Raw genomic sequence first — 25,371 nt, forward strand, 5'->3', positions numbered from 1 at the left:
TAAAATCCTTGTCATTTGCGAATATGCCCGTTCACATCAAGAATCGGGCATTTGACAACATTGTTTTTCCCGAGGTAAGGTCTTTGGGTACTTTTAGAATGTCTTTGAAAAACAAATAACTCAAATTGATCTTAAACCTTAGTTCCCCAGCCTGGCTGTAGAACTAACAAAAACCAAAAGATACTCTAAACTATGGAACCACAAAGGGACGACTCACTACTAGTTCAGGATTACATCAGCGGGGAAGAAAAGGCACTGGAGATTCTGATTAACCGACACAACCAGCGCATCAGCAGCTTTATTTATTCCAAGGTACTCGACAGGGATGTTACCGAGGATATTTTTCAGGACACCTTTATCAAGGTGATCAAAACCCTGAAAAAAGGAAATTACAGTGAAGAAGGGAAATTCCTCCCCTGGGTAATGCGGATCGCGCACAACCTGATCATCGACCATTTCAGGAAGAACAAAAGGATGCCCAAATTCGAAGGAAACGACGATTTCAATATCTTCTCCGTGATTGGGGATGACAAACTCAACGCTGAGAAGCAACTGATCAAGGACCAGATAGACAGCGACCTGACGCTCCTGATAGAGGAATTACCTGACGATCAGAAGGAGGTCCTCCTCATGCGGATCTACAAGGACATGAGCTTTAAAGAGATCTCTGAAAATACAGGGGTGAGTATCAACACAGCCCTGGGAAGGATGCGATACGCCCTGATCAACCTGAGAAAGATAATAGACAGACATAATATTGTTCTGACGAATTCATAGTTCATAACAATTTTTACAATATTTCCATAGGCCTTGCGTTATCTTAACATAACGACATCGCAATCCTATGGAAAAAATTTACTCAACAAAGAAAAATGTCTGCGAGACCCCCAAAGCTGGGCCTGAGACCATCCGGTTTCTGCTCGATTATTCGAGGGCACTAAGAATTACAAAACACAGGGAATTCAGTTTTGATCTGATCCTGAACTAAAAAGCAAAGCCCGCATCAGCGGGCTTTTTTCTTTTTGAGATAGTCGTTGATAACGGATCTCCTTCCGATGGTCCTGGTGATCACATCCTTTTCGAGATCCCACCCCCGAGCAGGGGAATATTCCCTTCCATACCAGATGATCTGCAGGTGGAGGTCATTCCACAGTTCTTTTGGAAACAGTCTTTTGGCATCCCTTTCCGTTTGGACCACGTTCTTACCCGAGGAGAACCCCCAACGGTACATCAGCCGGTGGATGTGGGTGTCTACAGGGAATGCAGGGACCCCAAAGGCCTGGGATACCACTACGCTGGCAGTTTTATGGCCCACTCCAGGCAATTCTTCCAGCAATTCGATCTCACTGGGTACCTTTCCTTCGTATTTTTCTACCAGAATCCTGGATAAACCGTGAATGCCTTTTGACTTCATTGGGGAGAGCCCGACCGGCTTAATGATCTCCCGGATCTCCTCCACGGTCAGTTTTACCATGTCATAGGGATTGTCTGCCTTTCTGAACAGGATGGGGGTGATCTGGTTCACGCGAACATCAGTACTCTGTGCAGACATGAGAACCGCAATGAGCAAGGTGTAGGGATCCTTGTGTTCCAGTGGTATCGGGATCTCCGGGTAGAGTTGATTCAGTGTTTCTATCGCAAAGGATACTTTTTCAGATTTGGTCATATATCATTACTTTTACGCTCACAAAAAAAAAGCGCATGAAAACACTTAAGAAAGGGGACAAAGTACCTCAATTTACATCAAAAGACCAAGATGGGAACGAAATAAAGCTATCCGATTACGAAGGGAAAAAGCTGATTGTTTTTTTCTATCCCAGGGCCAATACCCCGGGTTGTACGGCAGAAGCTTGCAATCTCAGAGATAATTACTCGGCACTAAAAGAGCAGGGATACTCCCTCCTGGGCGTCAGCGAAGATTCCCAGAAGAAACAGGCCAATTTCAGGGACAAATACGAATTTCCATTTCCCTTACTGGCCGACGAAGACCACACAGTGATCGATGCCTTCGGGGTGTGGGGACCTAAAAAATTTATGGGCAGGGAATACGATGGGATACATCGGATGACCTTTATCATCGATGAAAAAGGCGTTGTTGAAAAAGTAATAGACAAAGTAAATACCAAGGATCACGCCGCCCAGATTCTCTGAGGATAATTCAGACAACAAAAAAACCTGACGCTTGTCAGGGTTTTTTTTATCAGACGTTTTGTTTCTCAGGGACCTCCTGCCGGGTAAAGAGTTTTTTCTTTTTGATAATATCTGCGATCCCTTCGGGCAGCATTTCTTCCCAACCTTCTTCTCCATTCATGATTTTCTTGAGAACGTCCCTTGAGAAGATATGCATGATCTCCGGATCGTAATCGATGATATCCATCACTTTTCCGTTGTACTTAAAGAACTTGTAAAGCTCTTTCATGCGGGGGTGTACCTTGATGTTGTTGCTGGTCATGATCTGACCGGTCTCGGCGTTCTTCATAGGGTAGAGGTATACCTTCAGGTCCTTAAAGAAAAGTTTTCCGAACGCTTCCAGGATACCACCACTGAGGTGCCTGTAATACTTCTCGTCAAAGATCTCTACCAGGTTGTTGACCCCCATGGTAAGCCCTATCCTCGCTTTTGTATAATTGCCGAGGTATTCTACTAGCCTGTAGTACTCCTGGAATTTTGAGATAAGCACAGTGTGTCCGAGGGAGCACAACAGCTCCGCTCTGTCCATAAAGTCCTGCTCATCTATCTCACCTGAAGCTTTGAGGTTGGCCAGGGTGATCTCGAACATCACCACCGTATTTTCCTCCTCTACGGTCTGTTCCCTTATGAAGATATCGTAGGATTTCTGGAACATGTCCATATTGACCTTGGTCACGGGCCTGAAACTTCCCCTGAGGGCCAGTATATTCTTTTTGTAGAGGACTGCTGCTGGCAGGAGGTTGTTGCCGTCCGGGCCGAACATCACAGCGTCCGTCATGTCATACCTGATAAGCTGAAGGCTCATCAGCCTGTTATCTACATTCTTAAAGTTGGGGCCAGAAAAATTCACCATATCGATCTCCACGGTATCCTTGTCGATATGGTCGTAGAGGTATTTCAGTAATTTCCTCGGTTTGTTGTACTTGTAAAATGCCCCGTAAATAAGGTTCACCCCAACAATACCCAGAGTTTCCTGTTGTAGTCTGGCCTCATTCTGCTTAAAGCGCAGGTGGAGGATGATCTCGTCGTATTCCTTCTGATTGGGATCGAGCTGGAACATAATTCCGACCCATCCGTGTCCTTTGTAACGCTTGGAAAAGTCGATGGTGGCCACGGTATTGGCATAGGTAAAGAAGAGTCGATCCGGGTGATCTTTACGGCTGATCCGCTCCTCCATCAGTTGCATCTCGTGATGCAACATTTTGTTGAGGCGGCTCTGTGTCACATACCTGCCATCCTTCTCAGTGCCGTAGATCGCGTCGCTGAAATTCTTGTCATAGGCACTCATTGCCTTGGCGATGGTACCTGAGGCTCCTCCAGACCTGAAAAAATGCCTCGCTGTTTCCTGTCCGGCGCCGATTTCCGCAAAGGTTCCGTAGATCGCGGGATTCAGATTTATGCGCAGCGTTTTGGCCTTGATGGAGGGAATATTTTCGAATGCGGGATCTTGATTTAAAACGGACGCCATTCCTCAGGATTTACGCCTCAAAGTTAATAAGAATGGGGCATCTTTTAAATAAATAAGTCATAAATTTGAATAAAATAGACGAGCCGTTGAAATTGACTTTTTTGGGAACCGGAACCTCTCAGGGGATCCCCGTGATCGGGAGTACGCATCCGGTCTGTCTGAGTGACAATCCAAAGGATAAAAGGCTTCGTGTCTCCGTCCTTATTTCCTGGGAAGATTACAACTTTGTGATCGACTGCGGCCCTGATTTCAGGCAACAAATGCTCAGGCATCAGGTCAGGAAACTAGACGGTATTCTCTTCACCCACGAACACGCAGATCACACCGCAGGCATTGACGATATCAGGCCGTTCTTTTTCAGGCAGGGCGATATTCCTATCTATGCCCACCAGCGTGTGGTAGATAATCTGAGAAAAAGATTCGACTATATCTTCTCTGATGAGGATCGATATCCCGGTGCCCCTGCAGTGAAGGTCAACATTGTGGAAAACGATAAACCATTTCGCGTCGGTAATATGCAGGCGCATCCCATCGAGGCATACCACAACCGATTGCAAGTGTTCGGCTATCGCATAGGTGGGATGGCCTACCTGACGGATGTCAAAAGCATTGAATATAAAGAAATAGAAAAGATTAAAGGCGTTAAGGTATTAATTGTCAACGCATTAAGAGAAGAGCCTCACCATTCACATTTTAATCTGGACGAGGCCCTTGCCTTTGTTGAAAAAGTAGAGCCTCAGGTAGCATACTTTACACACATCAGCCACCTTTTGGGTTTTCATGATGAGGTAGAAAAAAGCCTGCCTGATCACGTCAACCTTGCCTATGATAATTTAACGGTTAACCTCAATTGATGAAAGCGAGAATATTTTTATACCTGTTTATTTTTTCATCCCTGATCTCCCTCTACCTCTATGTAAGTTATTCAGCTCAGGTAGAAGTAAAGGATGATAAGATCACCTCCCTGGAAGAGCAGACCGGCCAATTAGAGGACTCCCTGAGGAGTGCTCAACTCAGAGTGCTTGATCTGCAGTATTTTTCACTGGAGAACAATGATGATGCCCTTGCTTATTACGACCACCTTTCCCTCCAGGACCCGGCTCGTTATATCGCAGATAAACTGCTGGAGACCAACGAGACAAAAGGGGATAATCCCCTGATACCCTATGAGGGAATGGAAAGCAACTTTAAGATCAACAAGATCAACATCCTGAATCACAGATGGATTATCGCTGATTTTTCGGACGGCAGATTCTGGGGAGAACTCTTTATAGAATACGAGCTCAAAGACGATCTTTCGGTAGACTTCACCCTCCTTGATCACCTGCTCTATACCCGCAGCAATTAAAGCTGCTTCTTGAGCCAGTTATTCATGGCGTAAAAATTTTCCCTGGATACACCATGACCAGTCGGGAATTCCTCGAAAGTGTATGATATCCCAAGACGTTCCAGGATGGGCGGGGTTTTAGTGGCCCAGGATATGGGGATTACCGGGTCGTATTGGCCGTGTGACACAAACATCTTCAGATGGCTGTGATCCAAGCTCTCATAGCTGTCTACAAGGATGTTTTCGTCTATGTATCCACTCAATCCTACCACGTTACGGAACATACTCGGATAGGAGAGGGCGAGGGCAAAACTTAAAACGGTTCCCTGACTGAAGCCCAAAAGCGAAATCCGCTTTTCATCCAGGCTATAGGCATCGATTGCCTCCTTAATGAAATGCACCATTTTGCCCACAGATTCTCTAGCCTGAACCGTATCGCTCCACTTCCCGAAATTCGCATCAAAATTGATATTGTACCAGGCATAACCGTAGGGGGGAAGGGAGTGGGGGGCACGGGCAGAAATCACACACAATCCATCAGGCAATTCAGGGGCAAAGGAAAACAGGTCTTCCTCATTGCTCCCGTATCCGTGAAAGAGGAATATAGCAGGGGCTTTGTCCGTACTTGTAACAGGGGGCCTTATCAGGTACTCCAGGCTGAGGTGGTGGGTGGTCATCTTATTGAATGAAAGTAAACCATTTTTGAAAATACGCTCCGATTACCGGCATCGTATTCGCTCTCCCGCCTATCGCCCCAAGGAAACCATAAAGCCACATGACGAAATAGAAAACATAAAGGGCGAGGAGGGCGTATTTTACAAACCACACGCTGAGGAACAGGGCGACACCAAGAAACACCAGGTGGATACCAAAAGCCTGTCGCACGTGAAACCTGGCGAATGGGTTTTTTGGTTCGAGATTCATCGTGATCGCAATTAACGCGCCCACCATGGTGATATAGGCTACGATTGCCGTGGTTTTCCCTTCCTTAATGTCCTGCTCCTCCATGGTGTATTACTTCATTTCTTTAGGAATACTTGCTGCCCTGTAACACTGCCATATACCAGGCCTTTGACTTTCCTCCCTGCATACATGCTGTTTTTGGAGGTAGATTCCAGGCTTTCTTTGGTGATCAGATGATCTCCTTCGGGATTGAAGAGACTCAGACTTACCGGTTCGCCCTCTTTGATGGCAGGCGCAGGAAGACCAAAACGCTTATGACCTGCAGTCAGGAGATCCACCGTTTTATCCGGACCAAAAATCGAATTCAGGATCCCGAAAGAAGACTCCAGGCCCAGGGATCCGTAGGCAGCCCTGTCAAATTCCACCCGTTTCTCTTCTATGTCGATGGGCATATGGTCTGAGGTGACCATATCTATCACTCCATTTTTCAGTCCTTTTCGCAGAGCCTCCCTGTCTTTGGAGGTCCGCAGTGGAGGCATGACTTTGAAATTTGTGTCAAAGTCGACGAGTACTTCATCGGTATAATACAGGTTATGGATCGCGACACTGCAGGTCACATCCAGTCCTTTCTTCTTGGCTTCACCGATAAGAGCGACAGCTCCGGACGAGGAAATAGTGGGAATATGCAATTTACCTCCGGTGTACTCAAGAATATACAGGTCTCTTGCGATCTGTATCTCTTCCGCCAGGGCAGGGATTCCTTTTAATCCCAGCTGGGTGGACGTGTTACCTTCGTTCACCGTCCCTGTGGCCGCGATAGAGGAGTCCATGGGAAAGGACAGCACAAGTGCGTCAAAACCCTGGGCGTATTGTAGGGCGATCTTCAGTAGATTGGATTGACCTACGGGGGATTTAAAATCGTAAAAGGCAACGGCACCGGCCTTCTTCATGTCATACATTTCCGAGAGATCAGTCCCGGCTGAAGCGCGCGTTAAGGCCCCCATGGGATGTACCCGTGCCCCTTTTCCGGCAGCCGTCTTATTGATGAAAACGATGTCCCCGCTGGTATCCGGGATAGGGTGCGTATTCGGATTGAGCACAACATCCGTAAAACCGCTCAAGGCGGCTACTCTTGCTCCATGGGCAAGGGTCTCCCGCTCCTCGTACCCGGGTTCGCCGAAACTAACACTACTGTCTATCCAGCCTTTGGATACATGGAGATTGGGCCGTTCAATAACCTTGGTCCTGGCTTCGGGGGAAACCGAAGAGGCGATCTTCTCTATACGACCGTTTTTGATCCATATGTCCCTGACTTTACCATGCAGGCTTTGGTTCTGTGTATCCAGGATACGAGCCGATTTGAGAAGAATGTTCATTTCATTGCCTTTTGAATGATGATCTCTGCCAGTAAAAACAGCACCGCTAAAATAACAAACCATTTCCAAAGGCCTGTCACCCTGCTGTCATTTTCAAATCTTTCAAACAATTCAGAAACTGAGTCGATTATATCAATGCCTTCGCCCGCTTCATCGAGAGGGAGATAAGTCAGATCATTTTCAGCCCTGGGGAAATTAAAACTAAATGATCTGTCGACAGGTGCATTTACGAGGGCAAAAGTGCCTGCTTCCTGAGGAGCTCCGGAAAACCAGAGCCTCGTATTCCGTCCTACGGATTGCTGCCGGGGTATAAATTCCAGATCTCCTTTTTTCAGACTAAGAATACGGTCCTCACCCAATTGTACGGCCACATCCTCTGAACTATCAGACCCCAACAAATAATAGGGGGTGGGTAAACTGCGGCTTTGCATGGCCATGGCATAAAGTGTCGGGACCACAAGGGGAGAAGCAGTGAAATTGGTGTTTACAGGTGATAATGAGGTAGTAAACACATAGCTTTTACCCCTGGCAGCGAGGAAGGGCGACTCGTTAGAAAAGCCCAGGATTTTATCTGCGCGTCCATTCAAGACAAAGAATTCCTTTGCTGAAGGATACTGAAAATTGGTGACAGCATCTTTGAAGACATCTCTGAATAGGGGATGGGCATAATTGATGTCCGTAATCTCCATAGGAGTTTGTATCCTTTTTCCAAAGGATAGGCCGTAAAAGCCCAACAGGCGGTTGAATTCCTCTGTTTTCATGGTCAGGGAAGGGATCAGCACCAGGCTGCCTCCACGGTCCGTGTATTCCCTCAGGAGATCCACGGTACCCGACGGAAATGCATTGAGTTGGTTGAGTATGACCAGGTCCTGGTCGGCAATAAGATTGCTGGCCTGATCTAAGGATGAAACCGACCTGTATTGTGATGTATTGTCATCGAACAATCTGATCAGAAACTCATCTTCTGTGCCAATTCCCAGGACCCGGATCTTTTCCCGGGTGTTGATGTTGAAATAAAGCTCGTTGTCAAAAGTGAGGCCGGTGTCTGTGAGTGTGACCTTACCTTCGATATTTTCCTCACCTGGGAGAGAAAAAACGAGTTCAGAAGTACCCTCCGAATTATAGGTCGCCGCAGATTTTGCAATCAACGAACCTTTGTTGAACAGAGAAACAGGGATGGATCCAAAATCGTGATTCCCCGAGATGGTAATGTGCAGGTTATTTATATTTCCCGATGAGGTCTCGAGAAATACAGTATCGATGGAGACATTCCTTACCTCATCCGTCCTGAGGGGGATAAAAAAGGTGTTGGCTTCTATTCTGCCTTCGTCCATGATCCCTCCGAGTGATTCCTGAAAATCCGAAATGACCACAAGGCTTTTGAGCGCATCCGGTCCGTCATTCAAAAAAGAATTGGCCTTAAGTTCGATCTCGGACAGATTGAGTTGGTCATTTGAGAACTTGAGTTGAAGGAGCTCATTTCTTATTTCATCTACCCTTACATCCCGGTATTCCGAATCATTCGTAAAAAGGGAAAAAATAGTGCCCTCCGGGATGGTGCGGATCAGTTCCTGTACGGCTTCCTCCAACAATGAATTTTGATCCCTCCTGGCCTGCATACTGAAGGAATTGTCCAAATAGATCACCAGGTCCTGCTTCATGAAAGCCGACCTGTTGGCTGTAAAGGGCTGTGCGAAGGCCAGGATCAACGCGGCTAAGAGTCCTAACCTGGAGATCAGGAGCAACCATCGTTTCAGGGTCTGGGATTTCTGTGATTTGGCCTTTACCTTTTTTAACAGCCGTACGTTGGTAAATGGGGTGGGTTTAAACCTCCGTAGCTGTAAAAGGTGGATGAGGATGGGAATAAGGAGCAGCCAGAGCGACCAGAGGAGTTGGGGGTATTTAAACAGCATTTCCCGTAATCATTTGACAAATATAATCAAAGTTTTGCAGGAGCGAATCGGTTCCTATCAGGACATTTTACGTTTGGATACCCGCTTCAGCAGAGGAAGAAATGGTGCTGCTCAACCCCTGCACGCCAGGGTGAAAATAGGATGCGTATTTTGACTATTCGGATTGCCTTAAGGCTTGCTCTATGGCCGATTCAGCAAGTGGAGCCATCATTTCGTAACCTTTCCTGGTGGGATGTACCCCGTCATGAGCAAGATCGGGGTCCAGCCCTTTGTTCTCATTGACCATAGCACTGAAATAGTCGAGATAGACTACGCCGGCTTGCTCGGTGTACTCCTTTATCATTGTGTTGAGCTCGGGTATTTTGATATCAGGTCTCAGTCCCGGGCGCCAGGGATAATCAGAAGCCGGCAGGACAGAACAAAGGACTACAGCAATGCCGTTTGCTCTGGCCAGTTCTGTCATGGAGATCAGGTTGTCAAGGGTCTCCTGCAGGGTCATTGGCCCGGTATTACCGGCAATATCATTGGTGCCGGCGAGAATAACCACCACCCTGGGTTTCAGATCGATCACATCCTGTCTGAACCTGACCAGCATCTGAGGGGTCGTCTGACCACCGATTCCCCGGTTGATGTAGGGTTTTCCTTCGAAAAAGGAAGGCATGGTTTGCAACCAGCCAATGGTAATGGAATTTCCAAAGAATACGACTCGGCCTTCTTTTGTCACTTTTTCATCTAATGATAGATTCTCATTCCTGAATTCAGCCAGTTGGGCCCAATCCTGGGCGGTTAGCTGTCCGGAAAGGAGTACTGCAAGGAAGATGATCACATTTGTTCTCTTCATGGCGTACTGCGATGTATTAATGCCGAAAAGATACTAAATAAGATCCCGGAAGACCACAAAAAAACCCTGCTTTTTAAGGGCAGGGTCTTCTTTTATATCATGTAATTATTCACAGGCCACGTCGTCTCCGTTGCTGTCCCAGCAATGCCACAGTTCATCTTCAAAATAAGCGAATGACCTTACCCTTCCTTCAAAAGTCTCTCTGCTCCATTCTATATCCACTTCTGTGAAAGCCTGAAGGTTGGTGTCGTATACATAGGCATTGAAATAGGCATCGTAATATGCATCCTGAAGACCGTACTCCAGATAGCTGTTCCTGAATAGATCGTCAGTGCCCTGATCATTGAGCTCCCTGACCCAGGTATAACGGATACTTCCAATCTCATCACCCGTTCTTTCCCAGTCTATTCGCAGCATGGCATCAGGATGATCCGGACCCTGGTTCAGAATCCAGAATCCGCTGTTCCCATCGAGAGAGCTGGAACCTGAGAACCACTGAAACTCCTCAAATCCTTCTATCCCGTTTTTGGTGATATACATATTCCACAATACCGCTTCAGAGGTTAACTGGGCCGTGAGCCGGGCTGTGTATTCGCTGGTGAAACCGTCAACGCTGTAGGTCCACTGCCAGGTATCATCCGAGATCTGTTCGGGAGTCTGGGCAAAAGCTGCGTGGAAGGCCGCAACAGGTACGGATAGGGTGGAATAGAGGGCTGTACTCCAGACTCCGACTACAAGGCGGGAGAACACCCAATTTCCGTTCGGGGCTTTTTGAACATCCCTGAGAACCGCAGATTTGCCGGAAGTTCCATTTTCTTCAAAGGCATCGAAATCGATAGCCATGGATTCTGCCGGAGGTAATTCCGGCGACAGCGACTGTTCCGATCCATCTGTGGATTTTTCGCAGGAAATGACGAACAAGGCCAGTATCAACAGGACCAGTCCTGAAAATTTTACATTTTTCATTGGGGCATACTTTTAAATGAGTTTACGTTGGATATAACGTAAACCCTCTTCTAAAAGTATTTCGAAAGCCCATGAAATCTCGCTTTCAACCAACCCCTCCAATGGATAGATGAAACCTCAAAAAGTTGCCTTTAAGACTATTATCAGGGATTGATAAAAAAAGGATCATCAATATTTTGCACTTTTCCCGTTGGCCTGTGTTCTGAGAATAAAGGCGCGAATGTCCTCATTGGCCTGTTTCAGGTCTTCCCTCCTGAGGTACATCATATGCCCACTTCTGTAACCTTTGAACTCGAACCTGTCCTTCATCCTTCCACTGGGATCCACCTGCCACATGGTGTATTTGGCATTGAAATAGGTGGTGGCCCCGTCGTAGTAACCACTTTGGATTAGCACGTTCAGATAAGGGTTCTGAGCCATGGCCTGTCTGAGGTTGTCACGGGTGTTGTCATCGTCGTTGTCCCAGGGCCGTACGGGTCCGAACATATTGTATTTGATATCGGTTTTGAACTTGAGTTCTTCCTGGAGATAGTAATTGATGGCCGGGGTAAAGCTGTGTAGCCAGGAGGTGATCTCCGAATTGTAATCCGGTCTCTCTCCTGCTATCTGACGGTCGATACCCAAGTAGCGGCTGTCCAGCCTGCCCACGGTATATCCGCGGTCTCTCAGCAAGGCTTTCCAGAAATAGGAGGTCGGGATCACCAGGTTGCGCGTCAGAACCTCCTCCTTGGATAGTCCGGAGTAAAATGCCATGCGCTCCGCAACGCGATCGCGTTCAGCCTGATCGATAAAGCCTCCCTTTGCCAGGGCAGGGATCAGGGTGTTGATAGTAAAGTCCTCTGATTCCGGAAGGATCTCTAGAAGGTCCTTGCCCTGAAGGGAAGCCGGGAGGGCTTTGTGATGCCAGGCAGCAGCGGTGTAGTAGGGGAGGTTGAGGGCATCGCTCACAGGACCGCCTGTCCGCAGCACTTTGTAGTCTGCCGGACTTACCATAATGACCCCGTTCAGATACATCCATTGCTGGTTTTGGAGGGCCAGGGAAAGCCCCATAACACGCGTGCCCCCATAGCTTTCACCAATGATATATTTTGGAGAACGCCAGCGATTGTGCCGGGTGACGAAAGTGTTCAGCCATTCTGCCAGGTATTCAATGTCTGCATTGATACCAAAGAATTTACTGCGGTCGACCTCCTTGCCGGATTCGGGAATGGTGCGGGAATACCCAGTGTTTGCCGGATTGACATAGACAATGTCTGTCACGTCGAGCACGGAATAGGGATTCTGACTCACGCCGTAGGGTTGCACGGGAAACCCTTCATCGTCAATGTTGAGGACGCGCGGACCTGTATAGGCCAGGTGCATCCAGACAGAGCCCGAACCGGGTCCCCCGTTAAATGATATCAGCAAAGGCCTTGATCTTCGGTCTTTGACATCATTGCGGGTGTAATAAGTATAATGGAGGGCTGCGATCGGCTTCCCCAGTTCATCCCAAACCGGTTGGGTTCCTGTTTCAGCCGTATAGCTGAAGGTAGCCCCGTTCACCGTCACGCTGTGCTGGGTGGTCACCGTGGTGTCTACCGGGATGGAGCGTTCCTGGGAAAATAAACTCAGGCAACTGTATACTGAAATGACAAGGAGAGATACTGTTTTTTTCATCTTTTAATTTTTAGGCGCCTAAAAATAGCAATTTTCAGATCTAAAAATAAACGGATAAATAAGGTTTACATCCTGTATGATTTAGTAACTTAAAGCTTCCTTGCCCGAAGAGGTTTAAAATTGAAAATAATGGGTAATATCAGCAGAAGACAATTCAACAGAAGACTCTCCCAAGGAATTGCCGGATCGGCCCTGTTCTCCTCGGTACCCCTGGCCTGTGCCATGGCCGGAACAAAAAGTAGGGAGGAATCCCTAGGGATAGCGCTTGTGGGATTGGGGAGTTACAGCACCTATCAGCTCGCTCCCGCACTGCAGGATACAAAGTTCTGCCATCTGGCAGGCATCGTCACAGGAACAAAGGCCAAAGAGAGGATCTGGGCAGAGAGATACGGTATACCTGCCGGGAATATTTACAATTACCAAAATTTTGATACCATTGCAGACAACGATGATATCGATGTGGTATATGTGGTGCTGCCGAACAGCATGCATGCCGAATTTTCTATCAGGGCGGCACAGGCAGGTAAACACGTTATCTGCGAGAAGCCTATGGCTGTAACAGTTGCTGAATGTGATGCCATCATAGAAGCTTGCCGGAAGGCGGGCGTCAAATTGGGTATTGGCTACCGCCTTCACTCGGAACCCTATACCCAGGAAGTTAAGCGCTTTGTGAGGGAAAAGACTTTTGGGAAGACAGCATATGTCAATGCAGAAGCGGCCTACCGATCTGCCGGCAACCCGGATCAATGGCGACTTAACAAGGCCTTATCCGGGGGAGGGGCACTGATGAACATGGGGGTGTACAGTATTCAGAGCACTATCTACGCCACCGGGGAGAACCCTGTTAAAGTCACGGCTCAGGAATTCAGTACACGTCCGGATTACTTTAAGGACACCGATGAGACCGTTACTGCCCAGTTTCAGTTCCCGGGAGGGGCAACGGGCACTGTTTTTACCTCTCACAACGCCAATGCTAATAGTCTTTATGCGTCCTGTACAGGAGGATGGTTCTCTTTAAAACCGGCTAATAATTACGGACCTCTCGCCGGAGAATCCTCAAATGGTCCCATTCAATTCAAACATGAGTCCCAACAAAAGCTTCAAATGGACGATTTTGCCAGTCACATCCTGTACGGCTCGGTAAACAGGGCTCCCGGTGAAATGGGAAAGCGGGATATGATTATCATCGAAGCCATTTACAGGTCTATCTCAGAAGGTAACCGTTCCGTACCGCTTGAATTGGGAAATATGGGCCTTGTCTAAAGGGGTCAGTATTTCTGGGTAAGCCAGTACCTGGCCAGTTTTAAATCGTCAAATACTTTTAATTGGGCATTTCTGTTGGTAACCACATCCACCAGAAAGTCAGATAGAGATTCCCGCTTCCAGAGCAAAGCGATCATGATCTTATCGCCGATCACTTTAGCAATCTCCTCTCCCAGGAAAAACAGTTCTATCAGGGATACCTCCTGGGCTTTGACGGGTGTCACATCTATAAGGATTTTGGGACAACGGTTTTCGTCACAGGAATTCCGGATGTATCGCGGATATTCAAGGAATTCCCAGTAATCATAGGTTCCCTCCACTATCATCTCCAGATAACCCTTATTTTTTTGGATAGTATAACTACTTACCATTGTTACCGATTGTTTTCAGCATAACAGTAATTAGTCAGATTGTAGTTTAAAAATAAGATTTTTCCGTCATGAAACATATCCCGGAGCATTGAATTATCAAATATTTAACAATTACATTATATATTCTATATATGTTAAAATGTAAATGATATAATAAGGAATAATTATAAATACTAAAATATTCTCTGTTAAATACTTATTTTGATAGATAAAATGTTTTAGCTTTTTTGAGTATAGATAGGGTGATATGTAAGAATGATCGATCGACCCTCCATAAAGTTTAACCGTCTCATAATGAAGGGGGGAAGGAGGATTCAGAACTTTTCAAAGACTCCTAGGCCGAATAAGGCAAAGTCATACTTTACCGGGTCCTTGGGATCCAAAATTCTCAGGTTTGCATCGAGTTCCCTGACCGCCCTGGCGTCATTCTGATTTCGGGTCAGCAGGCCCAACTTACGGGCCACCTTTCCTGAATGCACATCGAGCGGACAGGACAGTTGAGAGGGTTTCAATGTCTTCCAGAGGCCAAAATCCACCCCGGTTCCCGCATCGCGTACCATCCATCTGAGGAACATGTTAATCCTTTTGGCAGCCGATCCTCTGGAGGGATCAGAAACGTGTTTCTCCGTCCGTTGTTCATGATCCAGAGCAAAGAATAGTGCGCGAAAATCAGAAATGGCTTGTTGTAAAGATGACTGCCCGGCATGACGGGTGAAAACAGCTTCCATCCCACCATGGTGGGAATAGAGATGTTGGAGGGCTTGGATAAAATAGCGGAGGTCTGTGCCGTTGAATGTACGGTGTACAAAATTATCCAGGGCTTTGAGGTCGGATTCTTGGTGTTGGGAGACGAACTGATAGGGAGACTGATCCATCAGGTCCATAAGCAGGCTCGCATTATTGATAATGCTTTTCCTGTTTCCCCAGGCGATGGTCGCCGTCAGAAAGCCACTGATCTCGATGTCCTCTTTTTCATGGAACCTGTGCGGGATCTGTATAGGGTCGCTGGCCAAAAATTCCGGACGATTATATTGTTCTACCTTAAGGTCCAGGAATTCCCTGAGTTCATCAATGTCCGGTTGTTTCTTCTTCATGTCAGCTCAGTTAGTGAAACCAGAAAGAAAAGCACCCCGTTATGGCAGGCGTGCATCAAGATGGCATAAACAAGCCCCAGTTTAACCCTAAGGAATCCCAGGAAAAACCCCATCAGGATTTGAGGGGCGACCAGGAGGGGAGCCCAGGGCAGCAGGTTGCTGCTGTCTTCAAAATTACCTAGATGCACCATTCCAAAAATGACACAGGACAGGTAAAATACCCAGGGAAAGAAGGAAGATCTCCTGAAGAAGATCAGCGGTCCGCGAAAAAGGAACTCCTCTATCACAGGAGCAAGGACCACCATCATCAAAAAAACCTGCGGAAGCGTGTACTTTGAGAACATATCGACGGTGCGGTGCTTACCCATATCCACTTCCAAAACGTGGAATACACCTTCAGTTACTACCGCAAGACCGATTCCAAAAAGGAGATTCCAGCCGACTGCGGAAAGGACGACCTTTATCTTAAGGTCAGTGGATATCGCCCGGTATGGATCATATTTCGGGGACTTCGAATAAGACCAGAGGTGTTTTAAGATCATTGATTTACGATAATGCCGTCAATCATGGTCAGTTTACGGTCGGCCATTTCAGCCAGCTCCTCATTGTGAGTAACGATGACAAAGGTCTGTCCGAACTCTTCCCTGAGCCGAAAGAAAAGCTTGTGAAGGACCTCAGCGCTTTCGGAGTCGAGATTCCCGCTGGGTTCATCGGCCAGGATAACGGAAGGATTGTTGATCAGGGCCCTGGCTACGGCTACCCGCTGTTGTTCTCCTCCGGACAGTTCACTGGGTTTGTGATGCAGGCGTTCTCCGAGCCCCAGGAATTCCAGAAGTTCTGCCGCTCTTTTTTCCGCCTCCGCGGGAGGTGTTTTTTTGATGTAAGCCGGAATACAAACATTTTCCAGGGCGGTAAATTCGGGTAGTAGTTGATGGAATTGGAAGATGAAGCCTATGTGTTCATTCCGAAACCTGGCGAGGGCTTTATCCCCCAGTTCAGTTACTTCCACTCCGCTGACCTTTAAGTCGCTTTCAGCGGGATTGGATTGACGGTCTAGTGTTCCGAGGATCTGCAACAAAGTGGTTTTACCAGCTCCTGATGCCCCGACTACAGACACTACTTCCCCTTTATCTATATGGAGGTCAACGCCTTTTAAAACCTGGAGGGAGCCGTAGTATTTCTGAATATTCCTGGCGGTGATCATCCAAATTCGTTTGAGGCTCGAAAGTACACATAAGCGCGTTCATTACAAAATGACAGTTCGAGGGCAGGAGGGGAGTCTCAGTACTTTAACTAACTATTTCCTGATGTACTGTAAGCTCTTTTATTCTGCTAATTATACGTTAAAGTTCAGGAGCAGGCCTAGAATTGATTACTTTTGTTTAGGTTTATGAATCAAATACTAAACAAAACAGTTTTTCTGCTTACTCATAAATAAGTTATTATGGCACCATATCAAAACCTGGAAGAGTACAATATGAACATTACCAATGAGGTAAAGGAACGTTACTCAAAGATCATTGATGAGATAGGGGAGGACGTCAAGAGGGAAGGCCTGCTAAAAACTCCGGAGCGGGCAGCAAAGGCCATGCTCTTCCTCACCCAGGGTTATAAGCAGGATGCCGTGAAGATTCTGAAAAGTGCCATGTTTGCCGAAGAATACGATGAGATGGTAATTATAAAGGATATAGAAGTATACTCCCTTTGTGAGCACCATATGTTGCCTTTTTACGGAAAGGCGCATATCGCATACATCCCGGACGGCCATATCGTCGGGTTGAGCAAGATTCCCAGGGTGGTGGATGTCTTTGCCAGGAGGCTGCAGGTTCAGGAGAGGCTCACCCACGACATCCTGGAATGTATCAATAACACCCTTAAGCCAAAAGGGGCTGCCGTTGTGATAGAAGCATCCCATATGTGTATGATGATGCGCGGGGTACAGAAGCAGAATTCGGTAACCACCACTTCCGGATTCCGGGGACAGTTCGAAAAGATCGAGACCCGGAATGAATTCTTAAAGTTGATCAGTTCCAGACTGTCCTGATAAAAGAAAAAGAGATTTGTCAAAACCCGGTTGTGAAGACAATCGGGTTTCTTTATTTTTAACCTTATGAATTCGGGGTCGAAAGTAAAATACCTCTTATTGGGCATCCTCTTTGACGGGATAGGAATGCTTTCTTTCAGTATCCCGGGGATTGGTGAATTCTCAGATGTGATCTGGGCGCCCGTTGCTGCCTGGCTAATGACCCGAATGTACAAGGGAAGACTAGGTCAGATTGCGGGTTTTGTAACCTTTGTTGAGGAACTCTTGCCCGGGCTCGACTTCATACCGGGTTTTACCCTGATGTGGATCTATACCTTTATCTTGTCGAAAAAGAAATCAAAAGAAATTATCCAGTCCTGAACTCAATGGGCTACGAAAAGAATCGACCCAGCCCCATCCTACTCAGCATCTTTTTCTCGAAATTCCAAAAGAATTTGAACTGGCCGAAAAGCCAGCCAAAAAGTACCAGCAAGACCTGGTAAAAGGGAAAAATCAACAAAATCCTCAGGGTCCAGTATATCCAGCCGCTCCACCATGCATCGGGAAAGGCATCCCTTGAAAGACCTATAAAATTCAGAAAAGGCTTGGCTACATAGACCGATGCCGAGCCGGTGATGGCAAATACCCAGAAGATGACCAGTAACTGCCAGGTGGAGGTGATCCCCCAATATTTTTTTAATCTGCTTGTCACTATTCTCGATTAAGGCCGCAAAGGTATGGAATTATATACGTGGTGCAAAAGGCCCTAACCGCTGGTTGTATTTTCGCTGAAAGTAGATAAAGTAATTGTAGAGTTTGTAGTTTACCTCGTATCCATAGTCTATCAGGGGGTCGTAGTCGATCTGAAGCTGATATAGCTGGGGATCGAATTGCAAGTTGTTGATGACCCTGTTGTTCCACTCGATCACCAACAACCTGTTACGGTTTTCCAGGAAGGTTTGGGAATAATATCCGGGCGGACGGGCAACGGCCTGCAACCAGACATTAAAGCCCGGTTCAATGATGATGATCTCGTAATTGGATTCTTCATCCGAGATCTTTACAGTATCAGCTTCCGTACTGTTAAATGCCTTGCGCTCCTGTTCCGAAACGGTACTGTTCATTTTAGATCCACCACAGCTCATCATGACAACCGAGAGGGTGATCAAGCCCAGGACAGCCGATCGTAATAAACCAGTTTTTACTTCATATCTCATATCCAGAAGATACAAAAAAACCACCGGGGTTGTCCGGTGGTCTAGTTAAAAAAAGTTAAGTACTCTTTGCTTATTTGCCGAAAAGGCCACCCAGCATTCCACCCAGTCCGCCTTTTTTCTTTTTGGCACCCAGTACCATGCCGGCTACATCATCAAGCACACTTCCGTCGCCATCAGCGTCGATCAGGCTTGTGATCAGGCTTTGGTTCTGTTTGGGTTGTCCTCCAAGCATCGATCCAAGCAGAGAGGTCAGCCCGTTAGCATCGCTCACATTGCTCTGCGCCTTTTGCCTGCCGAGATATCCCATAACGATAGGGGCTGCGATCTTGAGGATCTGGGCCACCGAACCTGCATCCACCCCGGATTTCTGACTCAGGGCATTTTCTATCATGGGTTGCTTGTTACCCAGTACATGGCCGAGAATCCCTGCTCCGTCTTGCAGCACGGAATCATTGACCCCTCCCTGGAAAAGTCCGCCTAAATTATCCAAGATACCCCCTGAATGTTTTGAATCCAGGGCGTTCATCAATCCGGATGCTCCCTGGGGATCTGATGCATTTTTCTTCATGGCACCCAGCAACAGCGGCATGGCCATGCTCAAAACATCCGCTGTTTTGTCTGAAGGCTGCCCGGTCTGTTCCGACACCCCGTCGACGAGTTGTTTTCCCAGAGGTCCGCCCAGTAAATCTAATAATCCTGACATTTTAATGGTTTTGGTGTAAGATACTATTTTTTAAATCTAATTGAGGAGCTTGATGATCTGCTCTGCCAGCTCAGTACCGATCCTGTCCTGGGCTTCCCCTGTGGCGGCCCCTATATGGGGCGAGAGAGAGATCTTGGGATGCATCAAAATGCGTACCTCAGGATGGGGTTCACTTTCAAATACATCCAACCCGGCAAAAGCGATCTTGCCCTGGTCGATGGCATCCAGCAGGGCGACCTCGTCGATAACCCCTCCACGGGCCGCATTTACCAAGCCTACACCGTTCTTCATCATGTCGAATTCTGGCTTCCCTATCACGTAGTCCTTTTGAGCCGGGACGTGAAGGGTGATAAAATCTGCTGCTTTAAGGACTTCCTCCTTTGAACTTGAGTGAAGGGGAAAGGAAATGGAGCGATCGTCGTAAAAAGAAATACTGATCTCTGCCTCCTGGAGGTTGGGGTCAAAATACATCACCTTCATCCCAATCCCGAGAGCGATCTTTGCGGTAGCCTGACCTATCCTGCCGAAGCCGAGCACACCCAGGGTTTTTCCTCTTAATTCCGTGCCTTTTCCGTAACTCTTCTTCAGGCCTTTAAAATTCTTATCACCTTCCAGTGGCATATTCCGGTTGGCGTCATATAGAAACCTCGCCCCCCCAAAGAGATGGGCAAATACCAGTTCTGCCACCGAGGCTGAAGAGGATGCGGGGGTATTGATCACATGCAGGCCTTTTTCTCGGGCGTATTCCACATCGATATTATCCATCCCGACTCCGCCACGGCCAATCAGCTTTAGCCCGGGGCAGGAATCGATCAACTCTTTTCTAACCTGGGTCGCGCTGCGGACCAAAAGACCTGCTACGTTTTCCTCATTGATGAAATTAACCAGCTGTTCCTGGGCCACATTTGTCGTCAGTACCTCAAATCCTGCGGATTGCAGGGCCTCTATTCCACTTTTTGAAATGCCGTCATTGGCAAGGATCTTTTTACTCATAAATACGTGTATTCAATTCAGATTGCTTTTCTGAGTGCCTGTCAGGCCTTCCTTTCAAGGTCACTCATTACATCTACCAGTACACCTACACTCTCCAGGGTGAGGGCATTGTACATAGACGCCCTGTACCCTCCAACCGATCGGTGGCCGTTCAGGCCATTGATTCCGGCCTCTTTCCACATAGCATCAAAGGTGTCTTTGAGTTTTTCATCTTTGAGCGTAAACGTGGCGTTCATGTTAGACCGGTCTTCCTTGGCGGCAAACCCCTGGAAGAGGGGGTTGAGATCGATCTCGGAATAAATCAGTTTTGCCTTTTTCTCGTTGATCTCCTCAATAGCAGCTATACCGCCCATGTCCTTAAGCCATTGCAGGGTCAGCATGCAGACATAGACCGGGAAAACGGCCGGGGTATTGAACATACTGTCTTTACCGATGTGTACCTGGTAATTCAGCATGGACGGGATCTTACGCGTCACCTTTCCGAGCAGGTCCTCCTTGATGACCACAAGAGTGGTTCCGGCCGGACCCATATTCTTTTGTGCTCCGGCATATATCAGGTCGAATTTTGAGAAATCGAGCTGACGCGAAAAAATATCAGAACTCATATCGCAGACCAGGGGTACGTTGGTGGAGGGGAAATCCTTGATCTGTGTTCCGAAAATAGTATTGTTCGAAGTGAGGTGCAGGTAATCCAGGTCTGCCGGAATATCAAAACCCTTGGGGATAAAATTGAAGTTCTTATCCTTGGAAGAGGCGACCTCCACAGCGTTCCCGATGATTTTTGCTTCCTTCAGGGCATTGGAACTCCAGGTTCCTGTATTGAGGTAACCCGCCTTGTTCTCGAGCAGGTTGTAGGCCAGCATCGGAAACTGCAGGCTCGCACCTCCCTGCAAGTAGAGGGCCTGATACCCTTTTCCTTCCAGGCCGAGGAGCTCAAGGGCCAGGGACCTGGCTTTTTCCATGATTGCGACGAATTCTTTGCTTCTATGGGAGATCTCTATGAGTGAGAGTCCGATCCCATCGAGTTCGAGCACGGCGTCAGAAGCCTTTTTCATGACCTCAGCCGGCAGGATACAGGGACCGGCGCTAAAATTGTGTTTTTTCATAAGTCGGGGTGCTTTTTTTGCAGCCGTAAAGGTCGAAAATTAACCCGAGATAGGCAGGGCAAATCGCGAATAATTGTTTCAGGTTTTTAACAGGAATTCAACAGTATCCACCCCGTCGGCATAGTCAGACAGGGAAGGGTTCTGTGTTTGCCCGAAAGGCACTTCCCCGGGTATAAAGCCCTCTGCTACCAGACACTGTATCTTTTCGCGATCAGATTCCAATTTTTCCTTGAGTTTCCCCGGGGAATCATAGGTCTCATAATATACCGCACCAATGGGGGAGGCGTACCCCGAATCCTCCTTCAGGACGAGGAATCCATTGTCCAAGAAAGGAAATTCACTCATCAGGTACACTGCCTTGTTGTAATCGTAGTTATTGTGATATTTATGGTGGTCCTTAATGCCCTCAAAGGGTATTAGGGCAGTAAAAAGGTCTTGAAAATCATATCCCTCCGGCACGAACAATTTGCTCACGCTACGGCAGCCCAGACCAAAGTACCTGAAGATATCCTCTCCGAGAGCGCGTAATTTTTCCTGGGATTCGTCCCCTGTAAGCACTGCCGCACTGTTTCGGTTCTTCCTGATAATGTGAGGTTTATTCCCAAAGTAGTACTCGAAATACCTCGAAGTGTTGTCGCTTCCCGTAGCGATCACAGCATCGAATCCCTTCATAACTCCCTCTGAAAAAACGGTGCAACCCCTAAAATGAGGTTCAAAGTCTTCGAGTTTTTTTATCAGGGCAGGCAGCAATTCAGTATCTCCTGAAGCCAGCTTAACCAGGGCCTTGTGGCCTGTGATCAGCACACAAAGCAGATCGTGAAACCCTACCAGGGGAATGTTCCCTGCCATGATTATTGCCACTACTTTAGGGTCTTTTTCGGGTATTTCGTACGCTGAGATCCAGGACCTCAGATTTTCCTCGGTGAGTTCCTTACCCCAGGCCGATAGGGCGTGCCGGAGGTTTTCTCGGGTAAACCAGCCGTTCCGACTACCCGCACGTTCCACCGCCAGGGTAAATTCATCTTCTGCAGATTCAGGATCATCCATTCTGAAATCCCTGAGAAAGTCACCCAGTTTAACAAATGCTTGTATTCTTCGTTCCAGTGAGCCCATTATATTTGTAGAAAATAAGAACGCCTTTTACCTTTGCCGCAAAAATAGGGTAAATGTAAAATTCATGGGGTCCGACCCGACCTTATTTTTATCTGCTAATAGAAAAAGAGAGTTATGGCAATAATCATTACAGACGAATGCATCAACTGTGGTGCCTGCGAACCGGAATGCCCCAATACTGCGATTTATGAAGGTGCAGATGAGTGGCGCTACAGCGACGGGACATCCCTTAAAGGAGATGTGGTCCTTCCCGATGGACGCAAAGTAAATGCTGAGGAAGTGCAGGAGCCTATCAGTGATGAGATCTACTATATCGCTCCGGACAAGTGTACAGAGTGCATGGGCTTCCACGAGGAGCCCCAGTGTGCTGCCGTATGCCCGGTAGATTGCTGTGTCCCTGATGAGGATCGTGTGGAGAGCGAAGAGGTCCTCCTGTCCAAGCAGCGATTTATGCACCCTGAGGATTAATCCCCGGCCTTAAAGTTTTTCATTTCCTCCAGAGGCTGAATAATTTGCCTGTCCTGCCAGATGGAGGATTCAAATTGTTTCAGTTCGGTGTAGGGTATCTTCTCTGCTTCGGTCAGGTTTATGAATTCTGCCGGATCCAGATCCTCTGCCTTGAGGATCAACAGTTCCCGCTTCTCCCTTCCTTCCCCTTCCAGGTTGAAGTCGAACAGCACCTTGTCTTTCCTCGGGCTGTTCTCTATGAACTTCAATGGCCGATGAAGGTAGATGTAGTTGCCCTCCTCTTTGGTGATATAATAGGGATGGTAGATCCCATTAGCCCCTGCTTTATAGATCACCGTGCCCTTATGGGTTTTTTCAATGTATTTTATTCCCAGTAGGAGTTTCATATTAAATTTCCTCCCTCTTTTTCCGTCGCCGAAGGCATAATCTGCCTTTAATACGGCATAATCCCGGGTAGAAATATAGAATGTGCCGGCAAATCTGGAACTTCCCTTCCCGGGGAAGAAGGAGACCACATAAATGGGGTTTCCCTGAAAATAAGAAATGCCGTCGAGGGTGTATTCGTAGGCCTTCGGATCGAGCAGCTTTTCAAGGAAGGAGTTCTCGTGCCATTGAGACCGTTTCAGGGTGCTCATAACAGACGATCTGATCTCTCCCCTGGAATACTCTGTTTTCTTTTCCTGCCTGAACTCTTCCTTGTCCAGGGCCAGGGAATCCTCTATCTTAAACAAGCCGGTCTTTAACTTGTACGTTTTGCTGGTATCAAGGTACTGCAGGATGATACCCTGTGCCTGTTTTTGTACGCCTTCCATAGAAAATTCCTTGCGGCTGTCCAGGAGTCTGGTGGCCCGGTCTATAGATATCTTGCTCGAGTCCCGTTGCTTCAATAGTACAATTCCGCTGTAATCGCGAAATTCCATCAACTTGCTCTCTACGACCGATCTGGCCAGGGAATCTAACTTTTTGCTGGCCCGGGCTACCTGCTGTTTCGGAATGCGTGTGGCCTTATCAATATCGACATTCAGGTCCTCAAATTGCATGTAGGAGGTCCCTCGGTAGAAAACCTCATACTTCTGATCCGTGCTGGAATAATTTTGAGGATAGGCCCTTCGCACCTCCCGGATGATCTCTTCGGCCGAGGGTTGCCGATCCCTCAGCAGGACCTCGTCCAACTCTATGGCTGAGGGTTCGAGATAAATCACAATTTCCTCCATTGCAGAGGGGAGAGGGATACGCTTCTGGGCATATCCCATGGAGGAGATCAGCAGGCTATCGCCGGCTTTGCCTGCCAAAGACAGGGAAAATCCACCTTCTTCGTTTGCGATGGTGCCGTAATCAGGGCCCAATTGCACAGTGGCGTAGGGGATGGCCTCCTTTGTATTAAAATTTCTGATATAACCCTCTAAGGTCTGTGCTTTCACGCTCAGACCCATGAACAGGAGGGACAATAGTGCAATGTTATTCTTTAATATCAATGGAAACAGATTTAAAGATTGAGACGAACAAGATGTTCTTTTGTTACTGTGCATTATATTCTGGGATCAGCGAAAAGGTCAGGTCTTATTGGTGATCATCGCTGAGCAGATCTCCCGGAATATCTTGGCACAGACCATGGCGGTCCTCTTATCTACATCCCGGTCCGGGTTGTATTCCACGATGTCTGCCCCCAGGATAGGGACTTTTACTGCCTGGATAATCTGTATCAGGCTCCTCGTTGAGAGTCCCCCTGGTTCCTGGTGTGAGACCCCGGGGGCGTAGGCCGGGTCCAGGGCATCTATATCCACCGATAGATAGATGGGAGATGTAAAGCGAGGCAGGCGGTGAAGGTCGAGGTCCTTCATCTCTGTGATCTCCACTCCGTATTTGGCAGCCTGTTCCCGCTGGTGGGTGTTCAGGGTCCGAATTCCTAATTGAACAAGCCTGCTGGCCAGTTTGTCTTCCATGATACGCGCAAATGGGCAGGCATGGGAGTAGGGGTCCCCGTCAAAACTGTCGTACAGATCGCCGTGCGCATCGATATGAAGGATTTGGAGCGGACCGTGAACAGAATGTAACGCCTTAACAATGGGATAGGTCACGGAATGGTCACCACCCAGGCTGATGATCTGCTGTTCCCCGTCCAGGTTAGAGGCTGTGATGCGTTCGATGTCAAAATAGTCGGCCGGTTTAAAATCCCCTTTATCCACAAAAACCGATGGATCTACCTCCAACCCGTTCTCGGCGAAATAATTAGCTGAAGAACTATGGTAGGCAGCACGGATTACAGGAGGTGCCTTGGCAGGTCCTCTCAAAAAGGACGATTTTTCGTCATAGATTATGCCCTGTAGTACGATCATAGTCCATGAAAATAAAAAGACTGGCAGAAACCCACCAGTCTTTT

At 47.6% G+C, this 25,371-nt stretch carries 30 protein-coding genes; 9 read left to right on the plus strand and 21 right to left on the minus strand.

Annotation, left to right across the window (positions count from 1 at the left end; all coding sequences use genetic code 11):
* The first annotated feature begins 192 nt into the window (after nucleotides 1-192).
* A complete protein-coding gene (locus tag IEV19_RS00755) occupies nucleotides 193-777 on the plus strand; it encodes an RNA polymerase sigma factor (protein ID WP_163693616.1) in 585 nt (194 codons plus the stop codon).
* 67 nt (nucleotides 778-844) lie between these two features.
* Nucleotides 845-988 (plus strand): hypothetical protein, encoded by a 144-nt coding sequence (locus IEV19_RS00760; RefSeq protein WP_188368796.1) that lies wholly within the window; start codon nucleotides 845-847, stop codon nucleotides 986-988.
* A 15-nt stretch (nucleotides 989-1,003) separates the two neighbouring features.
* Here IEV19_RS00760 and IEV19_RS00765 read toward each other — a convergent pair whose 3' ends face one another.
* On the minus strand, nucleotides 1,004-1,666 hold the full coding sequence (locus IEV19_RS00765; RefSeq protein WP_188368797.1) for an endonuclease III domain-containing protein: 663 nt from the start codon (nucleotides 1,664-1,666) through the stop codon (nucleotides 1,004-1,006).
* Between the two features lie 35 nt (nucleotides 1,667-1,701).
* On the opposite strand from IEV19_RS00765, the gene bcp reads away from it, so the two are divergent.
* Complete coding sequence (bcp, locus tag IEV19_RS00770; RefSeq protein WP_188368798.1) at nucleotides 1,702-2,151, plus strand: thioredoxin-dependent thiol peroxidase; 450 nt, start codon at nucleotides 1,702-1,704, stop codon at nucleotides 2,149-2,151.
* 49 nt (nucleotides 2,152-2,200) lie between these two features.
* On the opposite strand, the gene IEV19_RS00775 is transcribed toward bcp, so the two are convergent.
* Nucleotides 2,201-3,658: a TonB-dependent receptor gene (locus IEV19_RS00775; protein WP_188368799.1), complete on the minus strand. Its 1,458-nt coding sequence runs from the start codon at nucleotides 3,656-3,658 to the stop codon at nucleotides 2,201-2,203.
* Between the two features lie 86 nt (nucleotides 3,659-3,744).
* Here IEV19_RS00775 and IEV19_RS00780 point away from each other — a divergent pair, with 86 nt between their 5' ends.
* Together IEV19_RS00780 and IEV19_RS00785 are read left to right on the plus strand one after the other, a co-directional pair.
* Nucleotides 3,745-4,512 (plus strand): MBL fold metallo-hydrolase, encoded by a 768-nt coding sequence (locus IEV19_RS00780; protein WP_188370688.1) that lies wholly within the window; start codon nucleotides 3,745-3,747, stop codon nucleotides 4,510-4,512.
* Nucleotides 4,512-5,006 (plus strand): hydrolase, encoded by a 495-nt coding sequence (locus IEV19_RS00785; protein WP_188368800.1) that lies wholly within the window; start codon nucleotides 4,512-4,514, stop codon nucleotides 5,004-5,006. The genes IEV19_RS00780 and IEV19_RS00785 overlap by 1 nt, the downstream gene beginning before the upstream one ends.
* Here the strand turns inward: IEV19_RS00785 and IEV19_RS00790 are convergent.
* The 7 genes from IEV19_RS00790 to IEV19_RS00820 form a co-directional block, all read right to left on the minus strand.
* On the minus strand, nucleotides 5,003-5,662 hold the full coding sequence (locus IEV19_RS00790; RefSeq protein ID WP_188368801.1) for an alpha/beta hydrolase: 660 nt from the start codon (nucleotides 5,660-5,662) through the stop codon (nucleotides 5,003-5,005). The genes IEV19_RS00785 and IEV19_RS00790 overlap by 4 nt on opposite strands.
* Nucleotide 5,663: 1 nt before the next feature.
* The gene (locus tag IEV19_RS00795; protein WP_188368802.1) at nucleotides 5,664-5,993 is read right to left on the minus strand and encodes a hypothetical protein; all 330 of its coding nucleotides are present in this window, start codon (nucleotides 5,991-5,993) and stop codon (nucleotides 5,664-5,666) included.
* A gap of 11 nt (nucleotides 5,994-6,004) precedes the next feature.
* Nucleotides 6,005-7,264, minus strand: a complete 1,260-nt coding sequence (locus IEV19_RS00800; protein WP_188368803.1) for a dihydroorotase — start codon at nucleotides 7,262-7,264, stop codon at nucleotides 6,005-6,007.
* Nucleotides 7,261-9,177, minus strand: a complete 1,917-nt coding sequence (locus tag IEV19_RS00805; protein WP_188368804.1) for a BatA domain-containing protein — start codon at nucleotides 9,175-9,177, stop codon at nucleotides 7,261-7,263. Before IEV19_RS00805 ends, IEV19_RS00800 begins: the two co-directional genes overlap by 4 nt.
* A gap of 154 nt (nucleotides 9,178-9,331) precedes the next feature.
* Complete coding sequence (locus tag IEV19_RS00810) at nucleotides 9,332-10,018, minus strand: SGNH/GDSL hydrolase family protein (RefSeq protein ID WP_188368805.1); 687 nt, start codon at nucleotides 10,016-10,018, stop codon at nucleotides 9,332-9,334.
* 105 nt (nucleotides 10,019-10,123) lie between these two features.
* Nucleotides 10,124-10,984: a hypothetical protein gene (locus IEV19_RS00815; protein ID WP_188368806.1), complete on the minus strand. Its 861-nt coding sequence runs from the start codon at nucleotides 10,982-10,984 to the stop codon at nucleotides 10,124-10,126.
* 168 nt (nucleotides 10,985-11,152) lie between these two features.
* Entirely contained in the window at nucleotides 11,153-12,640 is a 1,488-nt protein-coding gene (locus tag IEV19_RS00820) for a S10 family peptidase (RefSeq protein WP_188368807.1), read from the minus strand.
* A 129-nt stretch (nucleotides 12,641-12,769) separates the two neighbouring features.
* On the opposite strand from IEV19_RS00820, the gene IEV19_RS00825 reads away from it, so the two are divergent.
* A complete protein-coding gene (locus tag IEV19_RS00825; RefSeq protein WP_188368808.1) occupies nucleotides 12,770-13,903 on the plus strand; it encodes a Gfo/Idh/MocA family protein in 1,134 nt (377 codons plus the stop codon).
* Between the two features lie 5 nt (nucleotides 13,904-13,908).
* Here the strand turns inward: IEV19_RS00825 and IEV19_RS00830 are convergent, their stop codons facing one another.
* The 4 genes from IEV19_RS00830 to IEV19_RS00845 all read right to left on the minus strand — a co-directional run bounded on the left by IEV19_RS00830 (nucleotide 13,909) and on the right by IEV19_RS00845 (nucleotide 16,572).
* A complete protein-coding gene (locus tag IEV19_RS00830) occupies nucleotides 13,909-14,274 on the minus strand; it encodes a hypothetical protein (RefSeq protein ID WP_194419534.1) in 366 nt (121 codons plus the stop codon).
* Between the two features lie 314 nt (nucleotides 14,275-14,588).
* Nucleotides 14,589-15,368, minus strand: coding sequence for a TIGR02757 family protein (locus IEV19_RS00835; RefSeq protein ID WP_188368810.1), 780 nt, complete (start codon nucleotides 15,366-15,368; stop codon nucleotides 14,589-14,591).
* A complete protein-coding gene (locus tag IEV19_RS00840; RefSeq protein WP_188368811.1) occupies nucleotides 15,365-15,910 on the minus strand; it encodes a CPBP family intramembrane glutamic endopeptidase in 546 nt (181 codons plus the stop codon). The genes IEV19_RS00835 and IEV19_RS00840 overlap by 4 nt, the downstream gene beginning before the upstream one ends.
* Nucleotides 15,907-16,572, minus strand: a complete 666-nt coding sequence (locus IEV19_RS00845; RefSeq protein WP_188368812.1) for an ABC transporter ATP-binding protein — start codon at nucleotides 16,570-16,572, stop codon at nucleotides 15,907-15,909. The genes IEV19_RS00840 and IEV19_RS00845 overlap by 4 nt, the downstream gene beginning before the upstream one ends.
* A 240-nt stretch (nucleotides 16,573-16,812) precedes the next feature.
* On the opposite strand from IEV19_RS00845, the gene folE reads away from it, so the two are divergent.
* Nucleotides 16,813-17,412: a GTP cyclohydrolase I FolE gene (gene folE, locus IEV19_RS00850; protein WP_188368813.1), complete on the plus strand. Its 600-nt coding sequence runs from the start codon at nucleotides 16,813-16,815 to the stop codon at nucleotides 17,410-17,412.
* 66 nt (nucleotides 17,413-17,478) lie between these two features.
* Nucleotides 17,479-17,772, plus strand: a complete 294-nt coding sequence (locus IEV19_RS00855) for a hypothetical protein (RefSeq protein WP_188368814.1) — start codon at nucleotides 17,479-17,481, stop codon at nucleotides 17,770-17,772.
* Between the two features lie 10 nt (nucleotides 17,773-17,782).
* Here IEV19_RS00855 and IEV19_RS00860 read toward each other — a convergent pair whose 3' ends face one another.
* The 6 genes from IEV19_RS00860 to IEV19_RS00885 all read right to left on the minus strand — a co-directional run bounded on the left by IEV19_RS00860 (nucleotide 17,783) and on the right by IEV19_RS00885 (nucleotide 22,523).
* The gene (locus tag IEV19_RS00860; protein WP_188368815.1) at nucleotides 17,783-18,103 is read right to left on the minus strand and encodes a DUF6787 family protein; all 321 of its coding nucleotides are present in this window, start codon (nucleotides 18,101-18,103) and stop codon (nucleotides 17,783-17,785) included.
* A gap of 31 nt (nucleotides 18,104-18,134) precedes the next feature.
* Nucleotides 18,135-18,608, minus strand: coding sequence for a DUF6146 family protein (locus tag IEV19_RS00865; RefSeq protein WP_188368816.1), 474 nt, complete (start codon nucleotides 18,606-18,608; stop codon nucleotides 18,135-18,137).
* 70 nt (nucleotides 18,609-18,678) lie between these two features.
* The gene (locus IEV19_RS00870; protein WP_188368817.1) at nucleotides 18,679-19,311 is read right to left on the minus strand and encodes a DUF937 domain-containing protein; all 633 of its coding nucleotides are present in this window, start codon (nucleotides 19,309-19,311) and stop codon (nucleotides 18,679-18,681) included.
* A 36-nt stretch (nucleotides 19,312-19,347) separates the two neighbouring features.
* Nucleotides 19,348-20,304 carry a D-2-hydroxyacid dehydrogenase gene (locus IEV19_RS00875; protein WP_188368818.1) on the minus strand — a complete coding sequence of 319 codons (957 nt, stop codon included), beginning with the start codon at nucleotides 20,302-20,304 and terminating at the stop codon, nucleotides 19,348-19,350.
* Nucleotides 20,305-20,345: 41 nt separating this feature from the next.
* Nucleotides 20,346-21,410 carry a 3-phosphoserine/phosphohydroxythreonine transaminase gene (gene serC, locus IEV19_RS00880; protein WP_188368819.1) on the minus strand — a complete coding sequence of 355 codons (1,065 nt, stop codon included), beginning with the start codon at nucleotides 21,408-21,410 and terminating at the stop codon, nucleotides 20,346-20,348.
* A gap of 78 nt (nucleotides 21,411-21,488) precedes the next feature.
* Entirely contained in the window at nucleotides 21,489-22,523 is a 1,035-nt protein-coding gene (locus IEV19_RS00885) for an acyl-CoA reductase (protein WP_188368820.1), read from the minus strand.
* 114 nt (nucleotides 22,524-22,637) lie between these two features.
* Here IEV19_RS00885 and IEV19_RS00890 point away from each other — a divergent pair, with 114 nt between their 5' ends.
* Entirely contained in the window at nucleotides 22,638-22,991 is a 354-nt protein-coding gene (locus IEV19_RS00890) for a 4Fe-4S dicluster domain-containing protein (RefSeq protein ID WP_188368821.1), read from the plus strand.
* Here IEV19_RS00890 and IEV19_RS00895 read toward each other — a convergent pair.
* Together IEV19_RS00895 and speB are read right to left on the minus strand one after the other, a co-directional pair.
* Nucleotides 22,988-24,466: a carboxypeptidase-like regulatory domain-containing protein gene (locus IEV19_RS00895; RefSeq protein ID WP_188368822.1), complete on the minus strand. Its 1,479-nt coding sequence runs from the start codon at nucleotides 24,464-24,466 to the stop codon at nucleotides 22,988-22,990. The two genes, IEV19_RS00890 and IEV19_RS00895, sit on opposite strands and share 4 nt — an antisense overlap.
* A gap of 78 nt (nucleotides 24,467-24,544) precedes the next feature.
* Nucleotides 24,545-25,327: an agmatinase gene (speB, locus tag IEV19_RS00900; RefSeq protein WP_188368823.1), complete on the minus strand. Its 783-nt coding sequence runs from the start codon at nucleotides 25,325-25,327 to the stop codon at nucleotides 24,545-24,547.
* Nucleotides 25,328-25,371: the final 44 nt, after the last annotated feature.

This window comes from Muriicola marianensis (assembly GCF_014638095.1).
GTDB lineage: Bacteria > Bacteroidota > Bacteroidia > Flavobacteriales > Flavobacteriaceae > Muriicola > Muriicola marianensis.